The organism is Streptomyces sp. NPDC058701 (genome assembly GCF_042715295.1).
In the GTDB taxonomy this organism is placed as follows: domain Bacteria; phylum Actinomycetota; class Actinomycetes; order Streptomycetales; family Streptomycetaceae; genus Streptomyces.
This window is the reverse complement of record NZ_JBHXSY010000016.1, coordinates 52022-74575: the sequence shown is the minus strand read 5'-3', so window position 1 is coordinate 74575 and position 22554 is coordinate 52022. Positions and strand designations below refer to the sequence as shown.

Here is a 22554-nt window from a genome sequence, read left to right as displayed (position 1 = left end):
CCCCGGTCACCCGTGTCAGTCGGTTCCCGCCCCGCGCTGACGGGGGCCGTCATGAACCCGGCCGGCCGTACGGCCGTCATCGTCGTGTGAATACTTGCCTGATGGACGCATCGAGGGTCTCCTGGGTCAACACGACGCATGACTGGTCCGGCGGCGTTGATCTCGATCATCTGGCACTCATCCGGCGGAGTCCCGCGCAGTTCGCTCCGGACGGACCGTGGCACCTCGTCCTTGAGGTGCTTGCCTATGCTGCCGACGAGGCGGCAAACAGGGGCGCAGGACGCTGTGTTGTCGTCCTCCATCCCGACGGTTCGCTGTCTGTTCGTGATGACGGACGGGGCACTGACACCCGTGTGGACGAGCACGGCCGGAGCGTGAAGAAGCCGGTCATGGCCACGAAGGATCTCCGGTACTTCGACTTTCCGCAGGCGGAGGTGCTTCCTGACGGCCTTCCTCGGCGCGGCATGTCCTTGGTTGCGGCGCTCAGCGAGTGGCTCGTTCACACGAACCGTCGTCTCAACGGGGCCTGGACCCAGCGCTACGAACACGGCCTTCCCGTCACCGACCTCGAGCCCGTCGAGGCCGACGGCACGACCGGCACGCTGGTCCATTTCAGGCCGGACGAGTCGTTGGGTCGGGTGACCGCGCGGACGGCCGGCAGCCTTGCGCGCCTGGCCACGACCTGGCCGTATCTCGAAGTGCGGATCGACGACCGACGCGATGACTGACGGATACGGCAGGCCGCCGGTCCCCGTGAGGGGCGGGAACGTCCCGGTCGGGCTCTGGGCGCCGGTAGCCGATGGCCGGGGCGTAGCTCTCGCGGTGCAAGACCTTCGGGGGCGCCGCGCCACCCCCGCGCCGGAGGGATCCGGCCGGGGGAGCGGGCCGGGGCTGCCGATTCCGGTGGTTCGTACAACCATCGGCGCTGCTGGTGGGTCTCGTGGTCGTAAGAACATTTTCCAGGGGGTTTTGTCTGTGAAGTTGTCCCGTATCGCCGCGGCCGTCACCACTGCCGCGCTGGCTCCGGTGGTCCTCATCGCGTCGCCGGCCTTCGCCGCCGGCCAGGAGTCCGCGGCGTCCACCCACCCGATTGGCCCGACCGCACCCGACCGAGCGGCGCCGGACCACGCCGCCGAGGACCAGGCGGAGCAGGACCGGAAGGCCATCCTCGCGATCATCGCCGACCCGATGGCCAGCGAGTACATGCAGGAAGCCGGGCGCAAAGCCATCGCCGACGGCCCCGCGACCATGCGCAAGTTCATCGAGACGGACCAGCACAAGATCCGCCTCGACGACTACCGGGTGCTGATCACCCGGCTGCTGAACGACGCCGGTCCCGGTCTGAAGGAGGGCATCAAAGAGCTTTCCCGCGGTGAGCGGACGACGCTGGAGCAGCTGCGCCACTTCTACGAGGTCACCCAGCACGAGCTGCGCGACGACGACAACGCGGTCGCCATCTCCAGGCTGATCTCCACCGGCGGCCCCGGAGTGAGGGAAGCGGGCAAGAAGGCGCTCAAAGGCACCCCCGCCGACCGGACCGCCTTCCTGAAAACGGGGCAGTACCTCGCGCAGGCCTCGGACGACCGGGTCGAGCTGGCCCGCATCGACGAGGGCTGGGACGGCGTCATCCTGAGCGAGGCGATCGGCAAGCTCCTGAACGGGTCTCCGACCCCCGCCGAGCTGCGCCGCTTCCTCGAGGTGACCCAGCACGAGCTGCGTGACCAGGACAACCGCGTCGCGATCGCGAGGATCATCGACGGCGGGGGAGCGGAACTGGTCAAGGCCGGCCGCGCCGCGCTGGCGGGCACCGCCGCCGACCGCACGGAGTTCCTGAAGACGGGTCAGCACGAGGCGCGTGCCAGGGACAAGCAGGCCCAGCAGAACGACAAGAGCAAGGACCAGCAGAACCAGAACAACTCCGGCACGGGCACGGGCACGGGCACGGGCACAGGCACCGGCACGACAGGCACCGGCATCAGCGCGGGCTCCGCCACCGGTACCGGCGACAGCACCGTCACCCCCCAGGGCGGCAGCGGTTCCGCCCTCGCCGCCACCGGTGCGGGCGACTCGGCCCTGATCGCGGGCGGTGCGGGCACCGCGCTCGTCGCCGGCGCCGGCCTCCTGCTCGCCGCGCGGATGCGCCGCGCCGCCTCCGGGCGCTGACCCCCGGGCGGCCACCCCTCCCGCCCCGTTCGTGCCGGGCCGCCGGCGTGAGGACGCCGCGGGGGCGGCGCGACGAATGAATTGAACGCGTTCAGCCCAGCCGGCGCGATGGATCCACGCCGCCGGCTGGGCGGACGCGTGCGCGTCGTCCTGCCGACGGCGGCGCCGGCCGAGGTGCTCGGCCGACGTGCGCGGCCGCCGGATCGGCGGCCGCGAGGCGTGCCGGCTCTTCATCCCCGGGTACCGCCGACGCACCGACGGTCGGCGGGGAGCCCGGCGGCGCACCCGGCCGGCGGGGGCCCGTGGGCCAATGAGGCTAGAATGGTCGGCGGCGAAGGGGAGTAGTCCTGTAATACCGCTGGTCGACACGCTGGATGTCCTTGGACATCCCGGCCACCGGGCCCCGCATCCTGGGGTGGACGAGACCTTCGGCTACGGCATGACCAGGCCCGCATCGCCATGCGGGCTCCTTCGTCGTGCCGGGCCGAGTGGTTCTTCCCGTCGCCCGCCCGGGTGCAGAAGGAGCTGGCGGCCCGGCCCCAGCAGAAAGACCCGGAATGACCCTCGACCCAGTGGCGATCCTGACCGCCTTCGGGCTGATCTTCCTCGCCGAGCTTCCCGACAAGACCATGTTCGCCTCGCTGGCCATGGGCACGCGCATGCGCCCCCTGTACGTGTGGTTCGGCACGTCGACCGCGTTCATCGTGCACGTCGCCATCGCGGTGAGCGCGGGCAGCCTGCTCGGCCTGCTGCCGAACATGGCCGTCAAGCTCGTGTCCGCCGCCCTGTTCGCCTTCGGTGCGTTCGTCCTGCTGCGCAGCGGGGACGACGACGGAGAAGACGCCGACAGCAAGATCGTGACGGGCTTCTGGCCCGTCTACACCACCGCGTTCACGGCCGTCTTCATCAGCGAGTGGGGTGACCTGACCCAGATCACGACTGCCAACCTCGCTGCCTCCAACGGCTGGCTGCCCACCGCGATCGGCTCGGCCGCGGCCCTCATGTCGGTGTCCGCACTCGCCCTCGTGGCAGGGCAGTTCATCGCCAAGAAGGTGCCGCTGAAGACCGTCCAGCGCGTCGGCGCCGTCTGTATGGCCGGCCTGGCCCTCTGGACCCTCGTCGAGGCCTTCACCGGCTGAACCACCGGGCCCGCCGCCGTACCCGGGGCGGGGCCCGGATCCCTCAGACCCGCGAACGGCCGGTCGTCACATCGACGGCCCGGACGGGGTACCCGCCCCCGTCCGGGGCGAACCAGCCGCACCGCTCCAGCAGGCTCGTGTCGTACACCGGCCACGGGCGCGGGCGACACCCGCCGGGAGGGCGGCGGCAGGCGCCCCGTCGGACGGGCCGCACCGGGGCCGGGACCCGGTGTCCGGTCGCCCCGGTCCGTCGGCGGCGTGTGGTTAGCTGGCGCTCAGGAACGGCCTGTGACCCGCACCACCCCGGCCCCGGGACGCCGATCCGGCCGACGACGAGGGAGTCGTACATGACCACGGCGAAAGACCTGTTCAGCCTTGCCATGGAACCCCGCCCGGAGGGTGCCGTGGGACAGGGCGACCTGTCCCTGTCCCTCGCGGGCGCCGAACTGCTCGATCTCCTGACCGCGCGGGCCGTCGCCCTGGACGGCGATCGCGTCGTGCCGGGCCCGCAGCAGGCGCCGGAGGACCGGCTGCTCGCCGCGGCCGACTCGGCGCTGGTGCGGCAGGTGCCGTACGAGCGCGTCGAGGACTGGCTGTGGCGGCGGGGCCGTGACCTGTCCGCGGCCTACCAGGCCGCCTTCGAGGAGGACGGCCTGCTGACGCGGGCCCGGAGGGGCCGCCTGCCGTTCGGGACCGAGCGCATGGAGCTCGTCGACACCCCGGGCCGCAGCCGGGCGCGGAGCCGCTGGGAGCAAGAGGAGCCCGTGCTCGTGGCCCTCGCGGCGGCCGTCGGCATCGGCCGCGACCCGTCCGACGACGAGGCGGCGACGGCCTGGGACGGCGAAGAGGTGGCGACGGTGCTGGCCGCCGTCAACGACGCGGTGATGGAACTGGAAGCGGTGCGCCAGCGCCGGTCCATCGAGAACGCGGCCTTCGCCAACGTGTGGCGGATCCCCTGAACCCAGGCCCCCCGGCGCGTCGCGCTCCGCCGCGGTCCGCGCCGCCGCCTCCGACGGGGGCGGCGCCTACCGCGGGGCCGGGACGTCGACCGTGTTGCCCCCGGCGTCGAGGGTATGGGTGCGCCAGTACACGTCCCAGGTGTCGTCGACGTGCTCCGGCACCTCGCCGGCGGGGTAGCGCGTGTAGCCCTCGGGCGGCGGCTCCCCGTTCGTGACGCAGGCGGAACCGGTGTCCCCGACCGTCATGACGGGGTACTCCCCGTCACGGCAGACGGCGTCCTCCATCGAGCACCCGGCCAGCGTCGCCGTGAGCACCGCGACGGTGAAGAGGGCGCCGGTACCGCCGTGGTGACGGTGCGTACGGAACGTGACCATGTCAGCCTCCTGTCGTCCGGGGACGTGTGCCCGGTGCCGGCCCGGACGTGCGTGCCCGTGGCCGTGCAGTCACGGTACTGTCACGGGCCCTCCCGGCCGCGGTGGTTCCTGGCAGCATCGGTACGACCGATCTCTGGGGGGGGTCCATGCGCATCCGCGCCCGCTTACGCACACGCGCCGCCACCGCCGCGGCCACCGGGCTGCTGCTCGCCGGGTGCAGCTCGACGCCGGCCGAGGAACTGGACGACTGATGGTCTTCCGGGGGCAAGAGCGGCGTCAAGGCCCTCTCCGACGCCTCGAGCGGAGTCAGCAACGTGTATGCGGGCCCGATGGACAGCCGGGACACCGCATGCCGGGAGCTGCTGACCGCGGTGGCGAAGGCCAAGAAGCTGGACACCACCCCGAGCGACAACGCCCGGGAGTTCTGGACGGAAGCGCTCACCGCCTTCGAACACGGGGGCAACGAGTGGGTGGCGGGGGCCGCCAAGAACGACGAACCCCAGGCCGCGGAAGGCATCCGCGAGGTGCTGACCGGCCTCAGCCGGCTGGCCTCCGCCGTGTCCATGATCAGGAGTGACCTCGACGCCAAGTGACCCGTGCGGGCTTCGTACCCGACGGCCGGGCGGGACTGCGTCGCGGTCACGGTCACCCGGTTTCGACGGGACGCCGGGCAACCGGGAACGCACCCATGCCCCAGGACCGGCCGGAGGTCACGGTCAGGACGAAGAACGGCCGGTCCGTCGCGATCACCCGCGCCGACGTCGCGGAGGCCGCACTCGACAGCCCGTGACCCCTCACGCGCGCGCGGACGGACCGGCGCTGCTGGATCCTGAACCCGGACAACTCCGTTGTGTGCGTGGACCGATGGGATGGATTCGAGCACGGTGCGGAGGCGTGGCCCTTACCTTCACGGCGTGGCTACTCCCTCGGAATACGAGCTCGCGGCATGGCGTGAAACCCAGCGGTTCAAAGGCCGCCCGCTGTCGCGCGCGCTCAGGAACGCAGGCGATCACGTGGCCGGCGGCGCCGCGGAACTCGGCAGGCGGGCGACGACGTACCTGGAGAACCACCCGCGGGCCCAATCGGCGGTCGCGCGTGGACAGGACCTCGCGGCCAAGGGCGCGCACAAGGTCGGCGCCGGCGCTCGCGGAGCCGCCGACGCCCTCCCCGACTGGGGCGGCACCGCCTTCCAGTCCGTGCGGAAGACGGTGGGCCGGGTCTCGCGCGCCGGACTCTCCTCGAAGCGGGTGGTGGCGCTCCACACGAAGCGCGGACACGACGTGACATCGCTGTCCGACCTGCGCCGCCTCGACCTCCAGCAGATCGACGCGGTCCGCGGACGAGCGGCGAGCTGGTACTACCCGGCCGGCGCGGCGCTCTCGGGAGCGGGCGCCGGGCTCGTCATCTCCGGAGGGCAGCTCGCCACCGCCGCCTCCGCGGGAGCCGCGGCGGCGCCCTCGGGAGGTGCGATCGTCGGCGCCTTCGCCGTGGACGCCGCGGTCGTCCTCGGACTCGCCTCCCGTTCCGTCGGCCAGGTGTCGCTGCTCTACGGCTACGACCCCGAGGAGCCCTCCGAGAAGCTCTTCGTGATGTCCGTCGTCAACGCCGGGACGGCCGTGTCGGCCGGCGCCAAGAACGCCGCCATGGCCGACATCTCACGGCTGACCCAAGCCCTCGTCCGCGGCAAGTCATGGGACGTCCTGAACGGGTCGGTGGTCGCCACGGTCGCCGCGCGGTTCGCGAAGGCGTTCGGCTTCCGCCTGACCAAGAAGGGACTCGGCAAGGCGGTGCCCGCCTTCGGGATCCTCGTGGGAGGCACCCTCAACTGGACCACGCTGGAGGAGATCGTCGACGCCGCCGACACGGCGTACCGGCGGCGGTTCCTCCTGGAGAAGTACCCCCACCTCGGCGACGAGGAAGCCCCCGGCTCCGGCCCCGATGCCGACCAGGACGACCAAGACGACCCAGACGTCCCGGACGACGCCGACGAGGCCATCAGCCTGCTCGGCGAGCTGGCCGACGCGGGCGGTCCCGACCTCCGCTGACCACCCCCACCCCACCTGCCCGGACCGGCCGGGGTGTGCGGCCCCCGTCGCGGCCCTGTTGGCCAAGGCCGCACACCCTCGTCTGCGGAACCTACCCGGGCCCGGCCCGGCGGTGACGGCCGGGTACACACCTTCCGGCGATCTCCACGAGAAGACTCCCGGCCCGGGAGCGGCCTGCACCACCATGATCGGCCCGTGATCGCCGCCCTCCACCCGGCGGCCGGGTACGTACCGACGGGGTCCGGCCCCGGGGAGCCGTACGGACTCCCGGTCCGCCGCTTCCGGCGCTCCTGCTGCCGCGAGGCGCGCGGCGGAGGGGGAGAATGGGGCTGGTCACCGGTGGGAGGGAGCAGACGATGGAACAGCAGGTGCGGGTCGAGCCGGACGTCGGCGGGGTCCGGGTCATCGTGTGTGCGGGGGAGTTCGACCAGGACACCCTGGAGCCCTTCCGGGCCGTGGGCGCGGCGGCCGCCGCCGATCCCGGGGTCCGCCGCATCGTCCTCGACCTCCGCGGCGTCTCCTTCGCGGACTCCTCCATGCTCAACCAGATGCTGATGCTGCTGCGCACCGGTCGCCTGGTCCTGGCAGGCCCCGTACCGCACCAGCTCGACCGGCTGCTGCTCCTCACGCAGGCCCGGGACCTGTTCGCGATCGCGGACGGGGTGGAGGCGGCCCGCACCCTGTAGACCCGGGTGCGGGCCGGCCGATCGGGCCTCCGGGCGGCGGCCCTCGTCCGCTCGCGCGGCCTGCGGGAACGTGCGCGGCGCCGGTGGCATCCGGGGGGCCGGGCAGCCGCCGCGGGCCGGCCGCCGTCTCGCACCCCACCGGGCTGCCGTCCACCCGGAAGCGTAGGAGAGGATGTCTTCCGAAGCGGGTCGAACGGGGAGAGGGGCAGGTGGGCAGGTGGGTACGGCGGACGACCGGGTGTACTGCGGCGACGAAGGACACCGGGTCCGGCCGACCCCGGGCCGGGTGTACGTGCGGCTGACGGGCGGTCCTCTCGACGGTCAGCTCCTCGACGTCACCAACCTGCCCGACCAGGAGCGGGTGGACGGCGTGCTCCTCGCCACCGACCGCGGACTCTTCGGCCCGGGCGGGCGGGCACTGTACAGCCCGTCCCCGACCGACCCCGACGAGCGGTTCGTCTGGGACGGCGACACCCCCTGACCGTCGCCCGGGCGGAACGCGGGTGCATGGAACGTCGGGCGCGGGACACACGTATGCCAACTGGCCTGCACACAGGAACAGTCGGGCCCGCCCGACCTTACGCGCCCCGAGGGAGCGAGACGTCATGCCGCTGACATTCCGCAAGAGCTTCAGGATCCTGCCCGGCGTCCGGCTGAACATCAACCGCAAGTCGTGGTCGATCACCACCGGTGGCGGCAAGCACGGTCCGCGCCACACGCATAGCAGCACCGGCCGCCGCACCACCTCGGTGGACCTGCCGGGCCCCTTCGGCTGGCGCAAGACCACCCGCGGCTGATCCGCGCGGTGGCGCGCGCCGCGTCCACGGACGCACGGCCGCCCGGCGCATGCGGACAAGCCCGCCTCTCTCGGGAGGCGGGCCCGTCCGCATGCGCGCCGGGGCGGTAATCGGTTTCGCCTGCGCGCTCGCGCTGCTGGCCGTACGTCCGATTCGGCAGCCTGGCGCTGAAGCCGGCCTGAGGCGGAGCGGATCGGACCCTTGCGTACCGTGCGAAGCCGGTCCCGGCTGGTGCGCGGCGCGGCGCGGCGCGGCTCCGGCGGCCCGGTCAGGCGGCCTGGCTGCCGGGGACGACCGGCGCGACGGGCGGCGTGGGAGCGGTCTCGACGGCCGTCTCCGCCTCCGCCTCGGGGACGGGCGTCAGATGCCGGCGCGGTGGGGCCGGCTGCAGCCGGTCGGGATCGAACATGTGCTCCTCGTAGCGGCCGAGGGCGAGCATGACGCAGAGGAGGAGGGGCGGCACGAGGAGCACGGTGAAGATCACGACGGTCCCTTCGGCAGGGGGTGGCCCCTCGCGCGTGCCCGGGGTGTGGACGGGGATGCGCCGAGGGGGCGTACGTGTCAGCACGGGAAGAGAGTCGGGTGCGGCGCCCGTACGGGTGACGGACGCCGCTTTCGTTGCGCCGGCCGGAGCGTCAGTGGGTGCCCCTGGCCTTCTTCGTCTTGTCGCCGGCCTTCGTGGCCATCTCCTCGGTCTTGCCGCTCATCTGCTCGGCGCTGCCTTCGGCATGCATCTTCTCGTCGTCCATGGCGCTGCCCGCGGTCTCCTTGAGCTTGCCCCTGGCCTGCTTGGCCTTCGCCTTCGCCTTGCTCATGATGAGGTCGTTCCTTCCTGGGGAGATTGGTCACGCAAGCTCACCATGCGTCCGGTGAAGCGCCCGTGCAATTCGGATGAAAAAGGGGCGAATCTCTGCAACATGTGCAGGCGTCGCGCGTACGTGACCGCGGGCCCGTCAGCCCAGCGTTCCCGTCGCGTACAGGGCGCCGACCGACGCGGCCAGCGTGCCGAGCAGGAGCCGCAGGGCCCGGTCGGGCAGGCGGGGCGCGAGCCGGGCTCCGAGGTAGCCGCCGATGAGCCCGCCCGCGCCGCAGGACAGGCCGAGGAGCCAGTGCGGCGCGATGTCGTCCGAGCCCGCGAGCGACAGCAGCGCGTACGTGGCCGCCCCCACGACCGAGGTGGCGAAGGTCGCGGCCAGCGCCGCCGGCGCGACCCGCGCGACCGGCACGCCGCGCCCCACCAGGACCGGACCGAGCAGCGAGCCGCCGCCGATGCCGTAGATCCCGCCGATCACCCCCACCACCAGCGCCAGCCCGGTGACCGTCCGGGGCCGCGGCAGGGAACCCGAACCGGCCGGACGCCGGGCCGGCCGGAGGGTCCGGGCGACGAGCCACACCCCCAGCGGCAGCAGGAGCGAGGCCACCAGGAGCCGGAAGACCCCGGGCCCGGGCACGGCGAACACCCGGACCACCGCACCCAGGACGACGCCCGGCAGCGTGCCCAGCACCAACTGCCGTACCAGCGCGCCGCGCAGCGCGCCGGTGCGCCGGTACCGCAGGAGCGCCCCCGGTCCGGCGACGACGTTGTACAGCAGGTTCGTCGGGGTCACGGCCGGGCTGGGCACGGCGAACACGCTCACCTGCACGGGCAGGAGGAACACCGCCCCCGATACCCCGACCGGCGCCGTCACCACGGCGATCAGCAGCCCGGCGGCCAGGCCGCCCAGGACCGTCCCCCACTCCACGGTGGTCGCTCAGCCGCGGTCGACGTGCACGCTGGTGGACTTCACGCGTGCCGTGGCCCGCATGCCGACTTCGAGGCCCAGCTCCTCGACCGCCTCCCGGGTCAGCAGCGACACCACCCGGTGCGGGCCCGCCTGCACTTCGACCTGGGCCGACACGTCGCCGAGCCGGATCCCGGTCACGATGCCGGGGAAGGCGTTGCGGGCGGAGGTGTACGCCGGGTCCTCGTCCTCGGCACCGTCCCGGGCGGCCTCCACGCAGAACGCCGCCAGGTCGGAGCCGTCCACGATGCGGCGGTTGGCCTCGCGCCGGGTGGGGAAGCGGCCGGCGTCCGCCCACCGGCGGGCGGTGTCGACGCTGACGCCCAGCAGGCGTGCCGCCTGGCCGATCGTGTAGGACTCCATGCGCCCCACCCTACTCAGCGGCCCCACCCGCACGGCCGCTCCCCCCGGGCCGGTGCGATGCGGCGACGAGGAGGCCGTACGCGTCGACCGTCGGCACCTCGTTCCCCGCCCTGGCCCGGGCCGGCCCCGGGCAGCCGAAGGAGGCGGACACCGCACGGGCCCGCCCTCCGGGCGTACGGGACAGCCCTTAGCCCCGGCGGCGCCCGGCCAGGTTGCGGGCCAGCAGCTCGGTCGAGCCGGCCACCCCGACGTCCCGGCCGGCCGAGGGGTCCGGCAACCGCCCGTCGGATGCCTTCAGCTCGGCCAGCGCCGCCTCCATGGCCCGGTGCGCGGCGAACAGGCAGGGCGTGCTGTAGATGGCGGCGTCGACTCCGAGCCCGGTGAGCTCGGTCAGGGAGAACCGCGGGGACTTCCCGCCGCCGATCTGGTTGAACAGCAGGGGCTTGTCGCCGGCCGCGTCGCGCACCAGCTTCAGCTGCGCGGCGCTGCGCACCCCGTCCACGAGGACCATGTCGGTTTCGGTGGCCGCCAGTTCCTTGGTGCGCAGCAGCATCTCCGACTCCTCTGTGGCGTCGGTGCGGGCCACCACGAACAGGTCCCGACGCGCGTCGAGGACCCGGTCGAGCTTGTCGAGGTACTGCCGCAGGGGCAGGATCTGCTTGCCCTCCGCGTGACCGCAGCGGCGGGGGCGCTGCTGGTCCTCCAGGATCACGCCCGAGGCACCGGCCTGCTCCAGCCGGCGCACGACGTGGCCGGCCACCTCGGGATCGCCGTACCCGTCGTCGATGTCCACCAGCAGGTGGTGGTCGGGGAACGCGGCGCGCAGCCGTTCGGTGAAGGCCACCATGTCCGGCCAGGCGATGAATCCGACGTCCGGCAGGCCGTAGAAGGAGGCCGCGAACCCGAACCCGGAGAGGAAGAAGGCCTCGTAGTGACCGGCGGCCACGGACGCCGAGTACATGTCGTACACCCCGACCAGGGGGGTCGTACCCGGCTCCGCTACGGCTTGCCGCAGCGCACTTCCACGATCGCGGACCACGGTGGCTCCTCACCCGAGGGGACCCGGCGGGTCCCGTTGTGGCGATCCTGTCCGGGCACGGTGGAGCAGGAACGATCCGGCCGGTTCCGCTCGCCGTCCGTTCACCCGGACGGGTCGTTGAGGCCGCGCCCCGGCCGGGCCGTCACCGCGGCTGCCGGGCCCGGTCGCCCGTCCCGCCCGCCCGCTCGCCGCGCCCCGGCCGTCCCGCCCCGGCTGCCGCGCCCCGCCCGCCCGGGTCGGGTTCCGCTGGCGGGGTCCGGGGCCGTGGTGTCCGCTGGAGGAGTGAGCCCTCTTCCCGAGCGCGGCTGGTGGGCCGGGCTCCCGCCCGCGGCGGGAGCCGCCGTCATGGCGACCGGCATCCTCTCCGTCGGCCTGGAAATCGTCGGGCACGAGGTGCTGTCCCTGGCCGCACTGGCCGTCGCCGTGGCGCTGTGGCTGGTGCTCGGCATCGACTTCACCGCCCGGCTGATCGGCGACCGCGGCCGGTTCCGGGCCGAGGCCGACACCCCTGCGGGCCTGACCGCCGTCGCCGCCACCACCGTGATCGGCACCCGGGTCTGCGGGCTCGGATGGCAGGGCGCCGCGTGCGTGCTGCTCGCCGTGTCCGCCGCGCTGTGGCCCTGGCTGATGCTCCACGTCGTACGTCACTGGCGGCGGCGGATGCCCGGCGTCGCCTTCCTCGTCTGCGTGGCCACGCAGGGGCTCGCCATCCTGGCGGCGGTCCTCGCCGTCGCCCTGTCCCGTACCTGGCTGGCCTGGGCGGCCCTCGCCGCTTTCGGCCTCGGGCTGTTGCTCTACGCCCGGGCCCTCGTGCTCTTCGACCTCCGCGAAGTGGCCGGCGGCGCCGGCGACCACTGGGTGGCGGGCGGCGCCCTGTCCATCTCCGCACTGGCCGGCTCCAAGCTCACGGCGTCACCGGTGTGGACCGGTCCCGCGCACGAGGCCCTGCGCGCCGCCACGCTCGTCACCCTCGCCGTGTCCCTCGCCTGGTACGCGGTCCTCCTCGCCGCCGAGTTGCGCCACCCCCGGACGCGCTACGACATCCGCCGCTGGTCCACCGTCTTCCCCCTCGGGATGACCGCCACCGCCTGCCTCTCCGCCGCCGGCCCGGCGGGGATCGGCTGGCTGCGCCCGCTGGGCGAGGTACTGCTCTGGATCGCCGTGGGCGCCTGGCTGGTGACCCTCGCCGCCATGGTCACCTCCCGCCGGGCGGGGCGGCCGGGCTGAGTCGCGTACGCCTCCACCACCCCAGGACCGCCACCCAGACCAGCAGCGCCACCGCTGCCAGCAGCGCCCACCGGGACCCGTGCCGCAGCATCAGGAGGCCCCCGGACAACGCCCCGCAGACCAGCGCGCCGACCGACACCAGCCGGCGTACGGAGGCCGCGCCCCACGGGTCGGCGGCCAGGCCGGTCAGGGTCCGGGTGACGACGGTGGTGGTCAGGTCCGGGACGCCGAGCCGGTGGACGACCGCGTTCTGCACTCCCATCCCGAGGGCCAGCAGCGCGACCACCGCCAGCTGCCCGGCGCCCCCCGCCGTCATCGCGAGCGCGGCCGACACCAGCAGGGCCTGCACCGCCACCAGCGGACCGAACGCACGCTGCGCCGTCCCGCCGGGGAGGAGCCGCCCGGCCACCCCGGCGCCCACCACGAAGGAGCCGAGGGCGAGGAGGGTGGCCGGGACGGACAGCTCCTGGTCCCCGGCGAGTGCGAAGCCGAGGAAGACCACGTTCCCGGTCATGTTCGCGACGAAGGCGTGGTCGAGCCCGAGGTAGCTCACCGCGTCCACCAGTCCGCTCACGAAGGTGAGCACGACGAGCAGCGGCGGCAGCACCCCGTGCGGGCCGCCGGGGCCGTCGGGCGGGCGGGAAGAGCAGCGCGGCCAGCGGCCGCAGGATGCCGCGGCGGGTGCCTGACGTCATGAGTCCTCCCGTGCCGCGCTCTGCCGTGCCGTGCCGTGCCGTGCCGTGCCGATCCGCGCGGGCCGGTGCCGGTCCGTGCCGCGCGCCGTGCCACGCCGTCCTGTTCGGGCCGCCCGTCAGCGGTGCGGTCCGTACCGCGCCGTACCGGGCCGGTCCGCGCCGGTCCGTGCCGGCCCGCGCCCGTCGGCGGGACGGGCCGGCGCGGGAGTCTCGCACGGCTTCCCTGCATGGTGCGGGCCGTGGCCGCCGCGTCCCGCGCGACCCGCCGCTCCGACGTCCGCGACCGCCCCGGGCCACGGCCCGCTGACCGCACCCCGCCGGTTCCCCGCCGACGAACCGGAACGGTCCCCGGTGGTCGCGAGCAACACCGTGAACCGCGAGCGGGGCCTGTCCGGCGTCGACGGCCACGCGCGCGAGCTCGGTTTCGACCCCGCCGTCCGCCTGGCCGCCCGCGCCACCGCCCCGGCTCGATCTGTGCAGCGGTGAGGGCCGGGCCCTGTGCGAAGCCGCCTTCCGGCTGCCCGACCGAGCCGTGCTGACCGGCGTCGACCTGGTCGGGCGCCTCGTGCCCGCCCCCGTCCCGCCGGGGCAGGAACTCGTGCGGGCCTTCGTCGCGCACCGGCTGCCCCACCGGACGTACGGCCTGATCACCTGCGTCCACGGCCTCCACCACGTCGGCGACCGGCTCGGACTGCCAGGGGGTGCCGTCACACCCGTTCCTGCCGTGCGAGCGCGCGCGCACCGGACACCGATCGGCCCGCCCTCCGGGCGTACGGCTGCGGCTCGCGCACCTCGACCCCGGATCCCTGCGCAGGGCCGACGGCGCGCCCGCCGGGCGTACGGCTGTCGGCCCGGCGCTGCGCGCGTCCGGGTTCCGCCACAGCGCCCGCCGCCACAGGATCTCCCCGGACGGCCCGCGCACCGTCCGGCGGACCTTCGGCCACCTCGCGCCGATCCGGCAGCGGGTCCGAACCACACCGGCCGGCCCGCCGTCGCCTCCGACTACGCGCCCGCCCCTGTGGCGGGCACGGCGTCCGCTCAGTAGGGTCCCGGCATGGCATACACGTTCCAGGTGACCATCGACTCCGCCTCCCCGCACGACCTCGCCGACTGGTGGGCCGACGCACTCGGGTGGGAGGTGGAACCGAGCGACGAGGCGTTCATCCGGGGGCTGATCGCCGCGGGCCACGCGACCGACGACGACACGACGACCCACCACGGCGAGCTGGTGTGGAAGGCGGGCGCCGCCATCCGCCACCCGGAGGGACTGGAGCGCGCGCCCCGCGTCCTCTTCCAGTTCGTCCCCGAGCCCAAGACGGTCAAGAACCGCGTCCACCTGGACGTCCGCACCGAGCCGGACGAGGACCACAAGAGCGTCGTCGAGCGGCTCCTGGCCAAGGGCGCCACCTTCCTGCACGACGGCCACCAGGGCCCCAGCGTCTGGACCACGATCGCCGACCCGCAGGGCAACGAGATCTGCATCACGAACTGACCCGCCGTCACACCCGGCAGCCACACCCGCCGTCACACCCCTCCGTGCGGCCGGGCTCCACGCCCCGGCCGCCCCGGCCTCCGCAGCAGGGGAGCCCCCGATGAGCACGCCCGGTCCCGCGGCCTCGCCGGTGTTCCTCGCGCCACCGCACCCGGCCGCCGCCGGCGGCCCGACCGGTGTCGTGTGGGCCTTGCGCGACGGCGCCCGCGACCTCGACGCGAACCTGGTCCGGCTCGGCCCCGGCGCCGGCATCGGCGATCACACCGACACGGCCCTCGGCGTCCTGCTCGTCGTCGTCTCCGGTACGGGAGAACTCCGCACCCCGGACGCCGCCCAGGTGCTCGCCCCGGGTTCCGTCGCCTGGCTCCCGGCCGGGACCGTCCGCTCCGTGCGGGCCGGCGCCGAGGGGCTCGCCTACGCCACGGCCCACCGCCGCCGCCCGCCCCCCGCCGTCCGCGCGGCTGATGCGGGGGAGCCGGTGTGCCTCCTGGACCGGGTCTGCACCGAGTGCGGCCGCCTCGCCGCCGAACGGGACGCGCGCCACTGCACCCGGTGCGGCACGCGACTGCCCCACTGAGCGTCCCCGGCCGCCGCCGTGAACGTCATCCTCTTCGGCGCGACCGGCATGACCGGCCGGGGCGTCCTGCGGGAATGCCTGTACCGGCGCGTGACGTACGACTGACGCCCGCGGTGGCCCACCTCCTGGCCGCGGCCCATCCCGCGGTCGCCTTCGTCCACGTCTCCGGCGAGGACACGGACAGCACCGAGCGGGGCCGCTCCGTGTGGGCCCGCGCCAGGGGGTGGACCGAGAACGAACTCCTCCGACCGCCCTTCGGCGCCTCGATGTTCCGGCCCGGAATCGAGCAGCCCGTGTGCGGCGTGCCGTCCACGACCCCCGAGCGCGTCCTGCGCCCCGGCACACCAACCGGCTGACAGCGGGCTCCGACCAGTCATAATCGACTACCGGGCCGACCCTCCCGCACGTGAGAATGGACCATCTCAATCCGGGAGGACCCCATGAGCCAGGACCGCCTGACTCTGCACGACCTGATGCCCGCGCAGGAGCTCGCCGCCTCGATCGACGCCGGGTACGTGACCCGCAAGGCGCACCCCGAACTGCCGCTGTCCCTCTACACGTACACGCGGACGGCCCAGTACGAGCGCGTCTGGAACCAGGTCACCACCCGCTGCCGCGGGCTCGTCGCCGACGACGCCACCGGCGCCATCGTCGCGCTGCCGCTGCCGAAGTTCTTCAACGTCGGCGAGCACGAGTCGGGCCAGCCGTACGCGCCCGCCCTGCCCGACGAGCCGTTCGAGGTCTACGACAAGGTCGACGGCAGCCTCGCGGTCGTCTTCCACTACGCGGGCCGCTGGCGTGCCGCCTCCAAGGGGTCCTTCACCAGCACCCAGGCCACCTGGGCGCAGCGCCACCTCGACGCCCGGGACACCACGGCGCTCGTGCCGGGCACGACCTACCTCGCGGAGGTCCTCCACCCGCAGAACCGCATCGTCGTCGACTACGGTGACCGCCGGGACCTCGTCCTCCTCGCCGCCTTCACCACGGACGGCGCCGAGGTGCCGCTCGCCGAGGCCGCGCCCCGCTGGCAGAACATCGGCTCCGTCGTCACCGTGTGGCCCGCGATGCCCCTCGACGAGCTGATCGCGCTCGCCGACTCCAACACCCTGCCCGGCGGCGCCCCCGCGACCGGCACCCAGGCCGAGGGCTTCGTGCTGCGCTTCGCCTCGGGCGTCCGGGCGAAGGCCAAGCTGGCCGAGTACGTACGCCTGCACAAGGTGCTCACCGGCGTCACCGAGCGGGACATCTGGCGGTCGTACGGCGTCCAGCGGTTCGCCGGCCTGCCCGCCAAGCAGCTCGCCCAGGGCCTGAACTGCCGGGTCGCGGACATCGAGGCGGCCGACGGCAAGCCGCTCGACGCGCTGCTGGAGCAGGTGCCCGACGAGTTCGACAGCTGGGTCCGCGAGGTCGTCGCCCGCCTGGAGGACCAGGCCGCGCTCCGCGAGCGCGCCGTCGACGACGCGTACACGGGCCTCGCGCACCTGGCCGCCGACCGGGGCGCCTTCGCCCGCGCGGTCAGGGAACTGCCCGACGGCGGGATCCGCGCGGCGATGTTCCTGCGCCTGGACGGCAAGCCCACCGACCTCGTCGTCTGGCGCTTCGTCCGGCCCGAGACCCCCGCCCCCTTCACGAACGACGAGGAGAACTGAACCGTGTCCCAGGAGACACCCGAGCCCGAGCCCCTGGCCGAAGCGGAAGTCGAAGCCGAAGCCGAAGCCGAAGCGGAAGCCGGAGCCGAGACCCGGACCCCTCCCGGGACCGACGCCGCGGCCGAGGCCCTCGCAGCCGCCCAAGAGGCCCGGCTGCCCGTCGTGCACGTCATGACGGGCCTGCCGGCCTCCGGCAAGACGACGGCCGCGCGCGCCCTGCAGGCCGAGGCCGGCGGGCGCATGCGCCGCGTGAACCTCGACGACCTGCGCAGCATGCTCGACCTGCCGGATCCCGAGCGGGGCCGCAGCTTCGCGCACGAGCAGACGGTGCTGGCCGTCCAGGACGCGGCGCTCCGCGCGGCCGTCGACGGCGGGTTCGACGTGGTCGTCGACAACACCCACCTGACCAAGCACATCCCCAAGCGGCTCAAGGCGGCCGTCGGAGGCCTGGCGACCTTCGTCGTGCACGACTTCACCGACGTCCCCCTGGACGAGTGCCTGCGCAGGGACGCGGCCCGGGAGCGCCCGGTCGGCGAGGAGATCATCCGGATCCTGGCCGAGAAGCACCGGAACGTCCGCAAGGCCGGCTGGCGGCTGACGGCGGAGTGGATGAACGGCGGTTCCGGCGCGGCCGTGCCGCCCGTGACGGAGTACGTCCCCGATCCGGACCTGCCGTCCGCGGTGATGTGCGACATCGACGGGACGCTCGCGCTGACCGGCGACCGTGGCCCGTACGACTTCTCGCGCTGCGAGCTCGACCTGCTCAACGAGTCGGTCAAGCACGCCCTGGACGCCTTCCGTCGGGCCGACGGCGACACCATCGTGCTGCTGTCGGGACGCAGCGAGGAGCACCGGTCGCAGACCGAGTCCTGGCTGCGCCGGCACGAGGTGCCGTACGACGAGCTGTGGATGCGTGCGGCCGGCGACGGGCGCCGCGACGACGTCGTGAAGGCAGAGCTCTTCGACGCCCACGTGCGCCACCGGTACGCGGTGCGGGTGTCGCTCGACGACCGGGACCGGGTGGTCGCCGTCTGGCGCCGGATGGGCCTGCCCACCTGGCAGGTCAACTACGGCGACTTCTAACCGCCGTGGGACGCGTACTCGTCGTGGACGGAGCGAACGTCGTCGGCTCGGTTCCGGACGGCTGGTGGCGTGACCGCCGCGGCGCCGCGGAGCGGCTGCGCGACCGGCTCGCCGGGTGGGAGGGCGGTGAGGAGGTCGTCCTCGTCGTCGAAGGTGCCGCCCGGGGCGTCGAGTCCGTACCGGGCGTGCGCGTGGAGTCGGCGCCCGGCAGCGGCGACGACCTGATCGTGGAACTGGCCGCGACCTATGCGGAGCGCGGCTGCACCGTGGTGACCGCCGACCGGGAACTGCGCGAGCGGGTCCGGGCGTACGGGGCCGAGTGCGTGGGCCCGCGCGCCGTGCGCCCGGCGCCCTGAAACGGGCACCGGGCGCACGGGGGCTTCGACGGGGAGCCGGTCAGCGGCAGAACCGCACCTGGGAGAGGTTCTTGACCCAGCGGGCGGAGACCCAGCGGTCGCCGTCGCCTGCCTTTACGCCGGCACGGTCGTCCTGGCGGGCATCCTCGCCGTCATCCTCGCGGCTGTCCTCGCGCTCGTCCTCGCGGCTGTCCTCGCGGTCGTCCATGCCGCCGTCCTCGCGGTCGTCCTCGCGCTCGTCCTCGCGCTCGTCCTCGCGGTCGTCCATGCCGCCGTCGCCGTTCTCCACGTCGTCGTTGCGGTCGTCTAGGCGGTACCAGAGGCGGTTGCCGTCGACGGACTCGCCGTACTTCTTGCACTCGATCTCGACCCTGTGGTTCGGGTACACCTGACCGACGATCCGCGAGCGGGTGGAGGGCTTGCTGCGGACCTTCAGCGGGCCCTTCGAGACGACCCGGCCGACGGCGTGGCCGTCCCGGACCGCGGAGGCCTGCGACGGCGCCCCGGCCATCGGGTTCTCGTCCGCGACGGCGGCGCCCGCCCCGACCAGGCCGAGAACCAGGCTTCCGGCGGCGAGAGCGAGGATGGTCCTGGTGGGCTTCAGCATGAGCCGGCTCCTCTACGAAGACATCCACCCGGCCGCGACGTGCGGCGCGGGGCGGCAACCAGGCGGCTGCCAGGGTCGACTATGACGACGCCGGGCCCGGCCGCCCCGCTGACTCACCGTCGTTTAGCCCGAAATGCCCAATCTGTCCATCCGTGGCGGTCCGCAGACCCCTCGGGCCGGTCACGACGGCGCGCTCGTACTCAGAGGGCTGGGCCCGCGTACTCAGGACGAGCGGCCACCGCCCTCGCTACGGTGAGATCCACACGGGGGCCAGGCGAAGTCCGACGAGGGTTCGGGGGGCGGTCATGCGGCGTGCGCGCGCGTTGGCGGGGGCACTGGGCGCAACACTGGCGGGGGCGCTGGCCCTCGCGGGCTGCGGAGCCGGCGGCGACACCGCCGCGAAACCGGGGCCGGCGGCCACGGCGTCCGGCCCCGTGCCGCGCGCGCCCGGCGGCACACCGACCACCACCCCCACCGGGACACCCGGGGGCGGGACCCCGGCACCCTCCGGCTCGACGCCCCCGGGCACGCTGCCGACGGCGTACACCTTCACGCCCGACCCGGGCCGCGTCCCGCGCACCGGGGAGGAGGCGCGGCGCCTGACCCGCGCCGCCGCGCTGGACCCGGACTCCTGGTCGGCGGGCATGGTGGCGCACGACCCGTACGAGAGCGGCGGCAGCGTGCCCGTCCTCTCGGGCGACTGCGCCTGGTCGCGCGGCGGCCTGCCAGCCGACGTCCTGGACAGCTACACCCGGAAGATCGACATGCCGGCCAAGGACGGCAAGGGCCGGCTGCTCGGCTCCGTCACGCTCACCGTGCACCGGGACGCGGCCGCGGCCGACCGCGACATGAGCGACACCGTGCAGCAGAGCTTCCGCTGCCCCGACCAGGACCTCGGCGGCGGCCAGTTCCTCCGCGGCCTGATGTCCATGCACCAGCCGAAGGAGTCGGTGCTCAACGCCGACGCCTCGATGTTCGAGTCGGGGGCGTACACGTCCGCCGATTCGGGCGGCCCGCAGCCCTACGTATGGGTCAAGTCCCGCATCGGTACGGTCGTGATGGCGCTGTCCGTCAAGGGCGCCCGGGGGTACCAGGTACGGGACCTGCTGCCGGTGGCCGCCGAGGGCGGGGCCAAGGCCCTGTACCGCGTCGAGCTGGAGCTGAAGTGAACCCCCGCACCCCCTCCCGCGGGAGAACCCGCTGATGCAGCCGCTGCACCCCACCGACCCCGCACGGGTCGGGGGATACCGCACGCTCGGGCGGCTCGGCGCCGGCGGCATGGGAGTGGTCCTGCTCGGCCGCTCGGCCGGCGGCGCGCTCGCCGCCGTCAAACTGGTCCGGGCCGAGTACGCCGACGACCCCGCCTTCCGCGTCCGCTTCCGGCGGGAGGTTGCGGTCGCCCGCAAGGTCCGCAGCCGCTGGGCCGTCCCGGTCGTGGACGCCGACACCGAGGCCCCCGCGCCGTGGCTCGCCACGGAGTTCGTCCCCGGGCCCGCGCTGAGCGACGCCGTCGCCCGGGCCGGAGGGCTCCCGCCGGACAGTGTCCGCTTCCTCGGAGCCCGGCTGGCGGAGGCCCTCGGCGCCGTCCACGCGGCGGGGCTCGTCCACCGCGATGTGAAGCCCGCGAACGTGCTGCTCGCCACCGACGGGCCCCGCCTGATCGACTTCGGCATCGCACGGGCCCTGGACGACACCGTGCTCACCGCCACCGACGTCGTGATCGGCTCGCCCGGTTTCCTCTCCCCGGAACAGGCCCAGGGCGGGCACGTCGGACCGCCGAGCGACGTCTTCTCCCTCGGGTGCGTGCTGGCGTACGCGGCCACCGGGCGGCGGCCGTTCGGCTCCGGCCCCGTGGAGGCGATGCTGTTCCGTACCGTCCACGACACGGCCGACACCACGGGCATCCCGCACGGGCTGCTCGACGTGGTGGCGGCCTGTCTCGCCAAGGCGCCGGGCGACCGTCCCACGGCCGCGGGGCTGAGGGACGCACTCGTCCGGGACGCCGAGGGCCCGTGGCTGCCCGGTCCCCTGCTCCAGCTGATCGCCGAACGCTCGGCGCAGATGCTGCAGTTGCCCGACATCGAGCCGACCCGGGCGACGGCCCCCACCGTCCCGGCCGCTCCCGCCGATGCCACCCCCGCCGACGCCCCGCCCGCACCGGTGGCGCCCCCGCGCCCCCGCCGCCGGATCCTGCTCGGCACGGCAGCAGCGACCCTGGTCGCCGGCGGCGGGGCGGCCTGGCTGCTGGGGAACCGTACCCCTCCGGACGGCAAGGGCACCGGCCTCGACGGCAAGGGCGGCGAACGGGTCCGCCCCACCCTCGCCGTCGGTCTCCAGGCCGACCTGACCGGTCCCGGCCGGGCCGCGGGCCAGGCCCAGCGGGATGGCGCGCTGCTGGCCGTGGAACAGCTGTCCGCCCGCGCCGACCTCCCCTTCTCCTTCCGTCTGGTCGAGGCCGACGACCAAGGCGCTCCCGGCCCCGCGGCCGCGGCGGCCGCTGCCTTCGCCGCGGACCCCTCCGTCGTCGCCGTACTCGCCGCGACCGCGGGCCCGGCCGTCGGCGCGGCCCTCACCGGCTACGACAAGGCGGGCCTGCCCGTCCTGACCGTCACCGACGGGGACACCACCCACCTCAGCCGCGTCTACACCTGCCTGCGCCCCAACGACGCCTACCAGATGCGACCCGTCGCCGAATACCTCACCGGGAGGGACCGCGGCACCACCCTGCTCGTGGACGACGGCACGACGTACGGCTGGCAGACCACCCGCTTCCTCAGCGAGGCGCTGCGCGCGGGCAAGAGCCCCGTGACCCCGGCGACCGTCGCCGCGGGCGCCGACCACACGGCGGTCGCGCGGGACGCCGTGCGCGCCGCAGCGGGCGCCGTCCTCTACGGGGGCGGCCCTTTCGGCGCGGCCCGTCTCGCCCGGGCCCTCACCGCGGCCGGATACCGGGGGCGTGCCGTCGCCACCCAGGCCGTCCACGACCTCCGCTTCCTCCAGGAGGCGGGGGAGAGCGCCGAGGGCTGGCTGCTGGTCTCCACCGCGGTCGACCCGGTGTCGGCCGTCGCCCCGGCCGCCGCCCGCGCCTTCGACACGGCCTTCCGCACCCGCCACGACCGGCCGGCGCCGCTCCACGCGGCCGAGGCGTACGACGCGGTCCACCTGCTCGCCCGCTGCGCGCAGGACCTGGGCCGTGCCCAGGTCGGCCGCGGCGACCTGCTGCCCACCCTGCGCGCGACGACGCACGAGGGCGTCTCCAAGCGCTACGCCTTCGAGCAGGCCAACGGCACCTACACGGGCGACGGCCTGTTCTGCTACGAGGTCGCCTCGGCCCGCTTCCGTCTCCTCGGCACCCGCTCCACGGCCTGGCCCGCCTGAACCCGCCACCGCCCAACCCGACCGATCAGCGTCGGGGGCGTGCGGAAGCGCGGCCGTGCCCTCCCCCCCACGCGCCCCGGCCCCCCGCCGGCCCCCCGGGGGGGGGCCGCGCCCCCCCGGGGGGCCGCCCCCGCGGAAGAACC

At 74.4% G+C, this 22554-nt stretch carries 27 protein-coding genes; 19 read left to right on the top strand and 8 right to left on the bottom strand.

Annotated features, from left to right (window positions below; translation table 11 throughout):
- Positions 1-101: 101 nt before the first annotated feature.
- From ACFWW8_RS19250 to ACFWW8_RS19235, 4 genes are all read left to right on the top strand, one after another.
- Entirely contained in the window at positions 102-728 is a 627-nt protein-coding gene (locus ACFWW8_RS19250; RefSeq protein WP_386530160.1) for an ATP-binding protein, read from the top strand.
- A gap of 247 nt (positions 729-975) precedes the next feature.
- Positions 976-2163: an ALF repeat-containing protein gene (locus ACFWW8_RS19245; RefSeq protein WP_386530159.1), complete on the top strand. Its 1188-nt coding sequence runs from the start codon at positions 976-978 to the stop codon at positions 2161-2163.
- 557 nt (positions 2164-2720) lie between these two features.
- Positions 2721-3302, top strand: coding sequence for a TMEM165/GDT1 family protein (locus tag ACFWW8_RS19240; RefSeq protein WP_386530158.1), 582 nt, complete (start codon positions 2721-2723; stop codon positions 3300-3302).
- Between the two features lie 347 nt (positions 3303-3649).
- The gene (locus tag ACFWW8_RS19235; protein ID WP_386530157.1) at positions 3650-4261 is read left to right on the top strand and encodes a GPP34 family phosphoprotein; all 612 of its coding nucleotides are present in this window, start codon (positions 3650-3652) and stop codon (positions 4259-4261) included.
- 66 nt (positions 4262-4327) lie between these two features.
- On the opposite strand, the gene ACFWW8_RS19230 is transcribed toward ACFWW8_RS19235, so the two are convergent.
- The gene (locus ACFWW8_RS19230) at positions 4328-4636 is read right to left on the bottom strand and encodes an SCO0607 family lipoprotein (protein ID WP_386530156.1); all 309 of its coding nucleotides are present in this window, start codon (positions 4634-4636) and stop codon (positions 4328-4330) included.
- Between the two features lie 329 nt (positions 4637-4965).
- Here ACFWW8_RS19230 and ACFWW8_RS19225 point away from each other — a divergent pair, with 329 nt between their 5' ends.
- The 5 genes from ACFWW8_RS19225 to ACFWW8_RS19205 all read left to right on the top strand — a co-directional run bounded on the left by ACFWW8_RS19225 (position 4966) and on the right by ACFWW8_RS19205 (position 8164).
- On the top strand, positions 4966-5229 hold the full coding sequence (locus ACFWW8_RS19225) for a hypothetical protein (protein ID WP_386530155.1): 264 nt from the start codon (positions 4966-4968) through the stop codon (positions 5227-5229).
- Between the two features lie 321 nt (positions 5230-5550).
- Positions 5551-6681 carry an EcsC family protein gene (locus tag ACFWW8_RS19220; protein WP_386530154.1) on the top strand — a complete coding sequence of 377 codons (1131 nt, stop codon included), beginning with the start codon at positions 5551-5553 and terminating at the stop codon, positions 6679-6681.
- Between the two features lie 356 nt (positions 6682-7037).
- A complete protein-coding gene (locus ACFWW8_RS19215; RefSeq protein WP_386530153.1) occupies positions 7038-7367 on the top strand; it encodes an STAS domain-containing protein in 330 nt (109 codons plus the stop codon).
- Positions 7368-7584: 217 nt separating this feature from the next.
- Positions 7585-7848 carry a hypothetical protein gene (locus ACFWW8_RS19210; protein ID WP_386530152.1) on the top strand — a complete coding sequence of 88 codons (264 nt, stop codon included), beginning with the start codon at positions 7585-7587 and terminating at the stop codon, positions 7846-7848.
- Between the two features lie 124 nt (positions 7849-7972).
- Positions 7973-8164 (top strand): DUF4236 domain-containing protein, encoded by a 192-nt coding sequence (locus tag ACFWW8_RS19205; RefSeq protein ID WP_150521392.1) that lies wholly within the window; start codon positions 7973-7975, stop codon positions 8162-8164.
- A 268-nt stretch (positions 8165-8432) separates the two neighbouring features.
- Here ACFWW8_RS19205 and ACFWW8_RS19200 read toward each other — a convergent pair whose 3' ends face one another.
- From ACFWW8_RS19200 to ACFWW8_RS19180, 5 genes are all read right to left on the bottom strand, one after another.
- Complete coding sequence (locus ACFWW8_RS19200; RefSeq protein WP_386530151.1) at positions 8433-8648, bottom strand: hypothetical protein; 216 nt, start codon at positions 8646-8648, stop codon at positions 8433-8435.
- A gap of 151 nt (positions 8649-8799) precedes the next feature.
- The gene (locus ACFWW8_RS19195) at positions 8800-8979 is read right to left on the bottom strand and encodes a CsbD family protein (protein ID WP_386530150.1); all 180 of its coding nucleotides are present in this window, start codon (positions 8977-8979) and stop codon (positions 8800-8802) included.
- A gap of 138 nt (positions 8980-9117) precedes the next feature.
- Positions 9118-9906 (bottom strand): sulfite exporter TauE/SafE family protein, encoded by a 789-nt coding sequence (locus ACFWW8_RS19190; protein WP_386530149.1) that lies wholly within the window; start codon positions 9904-9906, stop codon positions 9118-9120.
- Positions 9907-9915: 9 nt separating this feature from the next.
- Positions 9916-10308, bottom strand: coding sequence for a molybdopterin-binding protein (locus ACFWW8_RS19185; RefSeq protein ID WP_386530148.1), 393 nt, complete (start codon positions 10306-10308; stop codon positions 9916-9918).
- Positions 10309-10495: 187 nt separating this feature from the next.
- Entirely contained in the window at positions 10496-11347 is an 852-nt protein-coding gene (locus ACFWW8_RS19180) for an oxaloacetate decarboxylase (RefSeq protein WP_386530147.1), read from the bottom strand.
- Between the two features lie 282 nt (positions 11348-11629).
- On the opposite strand from ACFWW8_RS19180, the gene ACFWW8_RS19175 reads away from it, so the two are divergent.
- On the top strand, positions 11630-12574 hold the full coding sequence (locus ACFWW8_RS19175; protein WP_386530146.1) for a tellurite resistance/C4-dicarboxylate transporter family protein: 945 nt from the start codon (positions 11630-11632) through the stop codon (positions 12572-12574).
- On the opposite strand, the gene ACFWW8_RS19170 is transcribed toward ACFWW8_RS19175, so the two are convergent.
- Positions 12543-13160, bottom strand: coding sequence for a YoaK family protein (locus ACFWW8_RS19170; protein WP_386530145.1), 618 nt, complete (start codon positions 13158-13160; stop codon positions 12543-12545). The genes ACFWW8_RS19175 and ACFWW8_RS19170 overlap by 32 nt on opposite strands.
- Before the next feature lie 460 nt (positions 13161-13620).
- Between ACFWW8_RS19170 and ACFWW8_RS19165 the strand changes: the two genes are divergently transcribed.
- The 7 genes from ACFWW8_RS19165 (at position 13621) to ACFWW8_RS19135 (ending at position 18426) form a co-directional block, all read left to right on the top strand.
- Positions 13621-13755 carry a hypothetical protein gene (locus tag ACFWW8_RS19165; protein WP_386530144.1) on the top strand — a complete coding sequence of 45 codons (135 nt, stop codon included), beginning with the start codon at positions 13621-13623 and terminating at the stop codon, positions 13753-13755.
- A 568-nt stretch (positions 13756-14323) separates the two neighbouring features.
- On the top strand, positions 14324-14761 hold the full coding sequence (locus tag ACFWW8_RS19160) for a VOC family protein (protein WP_386530143.1): 438 nt from the start codon (positions 14324-14326) through the stop codon (positions 14759-14761).
- A gap of 100 nt (positions 14762-14861) precedes the next feature.
- Positions 14862-15338: a cupin domain-containing protein gene (locus ACFWW8_RS19155; RefSeq protein ID WP_386530142.1), complete on the top strand. Its 477-nt coding sequence runs from the start codon at positions 14862-14864 to the stop codon at positions 15336-15338.
- Between the two features lie 74 nt (positions 15339-15412).
- The gene (locus ACFWW8_RS19150; protein WP_386530141.1) at positions 15413-15694 is read left to right on the top strand and encodes a hypothetical protein; all 282 of its coding nucleotides are present in this window, start codon (positions 15413-15415) and stop codon (positions 15692-15694) included.
- An 84-nt stretch (positions 15695-15778) separates the two neighbouring features.
- Positions 15779-16987, top strand: a complete 1209-nt coding sequence (locus tag ACFWW8_RS19145) for an RNA ligase (RefSeq protein ID WP_386530140.1) — start codon at positions 15779-15781, stop codon at positions 16985-16987.
- Positions 16988-16990: 3 nt separating this feature from the next.
- Complete coding sequence (locus ACFWW8_RS19140; RefSeq protein ID WP_386530139.1) at positions 16991-18070, top strand: AAA family ATPase; 1080 nt, start codon at positions 16991-16993, stop codon at positions 18068-18070.
- Between the two features lie 5 nt (positions 18071-18075).
- On the top strand, positions 18076-18426 hold the full coding sequence (locus tag ACFWW8_RS19135) for an NTP pyrophosphohydrolase (RefSeq protein ID WP_386530138.1): 351 nt from the start codon (positions 18076-18078) through the stop codon (positions 18424-18426).
- A 40-nt stretch (positions 18427-18466) separates the two neighbouring features.
- On the opposite strand, the gene ACFWW8_RS19130 is transcribed toward ACFWW8_RS19135, so the two are convergent.
- Positions 18467-19033 carry an SH3 domain-containing protein gene (locus ACFWW8_RS19130; protein WP_386530137.1) on the bottom strand — a complete coding sequence of 189 codons (567 nt, stop codon included), beginning with the start codon at positions 19031-19033 and terminating at the stop codon, positions 18467-18469.
- A gap of 305 nt (positions 19034-19338) precedes the next feature.
- Between ACFWW8_RS19130 and ACFWW8_RS19125 the strand changes: the two genes are divergently transcribed.
- Entirely contained in the window at positions 19339-20202 is an 864-nt protein-coding gene (locus ACFWW8_RS19125) for a hypothetical protein (RefSeq protein WP_386530136.1), read from the top strand.
- A 34-nt stretch (positions 20203-20236) separates the two neighbouring features.
- Positions 20237-22411 (top strand): bifunctional serine/threonine-protein kinase/ABC transporter substrate-binding protein, encoded by a 2175-nt coding sequence (locus ACFWW8_RS19120; RefSeq protein ID WP_386530135.1) that lies wholly within the window; start codon positions 20237-20239, stop codon positions 22409-22411.
- Positions 22412-22554 lie beyond the last annotated feature (143 nt).

Bases quoted from the DNA above. Each gene is read 5' to 3' on its own strand.
- ACFWW8_RS19125 (WP_386530136.1), top strand. From the start codon at position 19,339: ATGCGGCGTGCGCGCGCGTTGGCGGGGGCACTGGGCGCAACACTGGCG.
- ACFWW8_RS19195 (WP_386530150.1), bottom strand. From the start codon at position 8,979: ATGAGCAAGGCGAAGGCGAAGGCCAAGCAGGCCAGGGGCAAGCTCAAG.
- ACFWW8_RS19160 (WP_386530143.1), top strand. From the start codon at position 14,324: ATGGCATACACGTTCCAGGTGACCATCGACTCCGCCTCCCCGCACGAC.
- ACFWW8_RS19235 (WP_386530157.1), top strand. From the start codon at position 3,650: ATGACCACGGCGAAAGACCTGTTCAGCCTTGCCATGGAACCCCGCCCG.
- ACFWW8_RS19150 (WP_386530141.1), top strand. From the start codon at position 15,413: ATGCCTGTACCGGCGCGTGACGTACGACTGACGCCCGCGGTGGCCCAC.
- ACFWW8_RS19185 (WP_386530148.1), bottom strand. From the start codon at position 10,308: ATGGAGTCCTACACGATCGGCCAGGCGGCACGCCTGCTGGGCGTCAGC.
- ACFWW8_RS19120 (WP_386530135.1), top strand. From the start codon at position 20,237: ATGCAGCCGCTGCACCCCACCGACCCCGCACGGGTCGGGGGATACCGC.
- ACFWW8_RS19130 (WP_386530137.1), bottom strand. From the start codon at position 19,033: ATGCTGAAGCCCACCAGGACCATCCTCGCTCTCGCCGCCGGAAGCCTG.
- ACFWW8_RS19230 (WP_386530156.1), bottom strand. From the start codon at position 4,636: ATGGTCACGTTCCGTACGCACCGTCACCACGGCGGTACCGGCGCCCTC.
- ACFWW8_RS19205 (WP_150521392.1), top strand. From the start codon at position 7,973: ATGCCGCTGACATTCCGCAAGAGCTTCAGGATCCTGCCCGGCGTCCGG.
- ACFWW8_RS19225 (WP_386530155.1), top strand. From the start codon at position 4,966: ATGGACAGCCGGGACACCGCATGCCGGGAGCTGCTGACCGCGGTGGCG.
- ACFWW8_RS19250 (WP_386530160.1), top strand. From the start codon at position 102: ATGGACGCATCGAGGGTCTCCTGGGTCAACACGACGCATGACTGGTCC.
- ACFWW8_RS19145 (WP_386530140.1), top strand. From the start codon at position 15,779: ATGAGCCAGGACCGCCTGACTCTGCACGACCTGATGCCCGCGCAGGAG.
- ACFWW8_RS19215 (WP_386530153.1), top strand. From the start codon at position 7,038: ATGGAACAGCAGGTGCGGGTCGAGCCGGACGTCGGCGGGGTCCGGGTC.
- ACFWW8_RS19240 (WP_386530158.1), top strand. From the start codon at position 2,721: ATGACCCTCGACCCAGTGGCGATCCTGACCGCCTTCGGGCTGATCTTC.
- ACFWW8_RS19155 (WP_386530142.1), top strand. From the start codon at position 14,862: ATGAGCACGCCCGGTCCCGCGGCCTCGCCGGTGTTCCTCGCGCCACCG.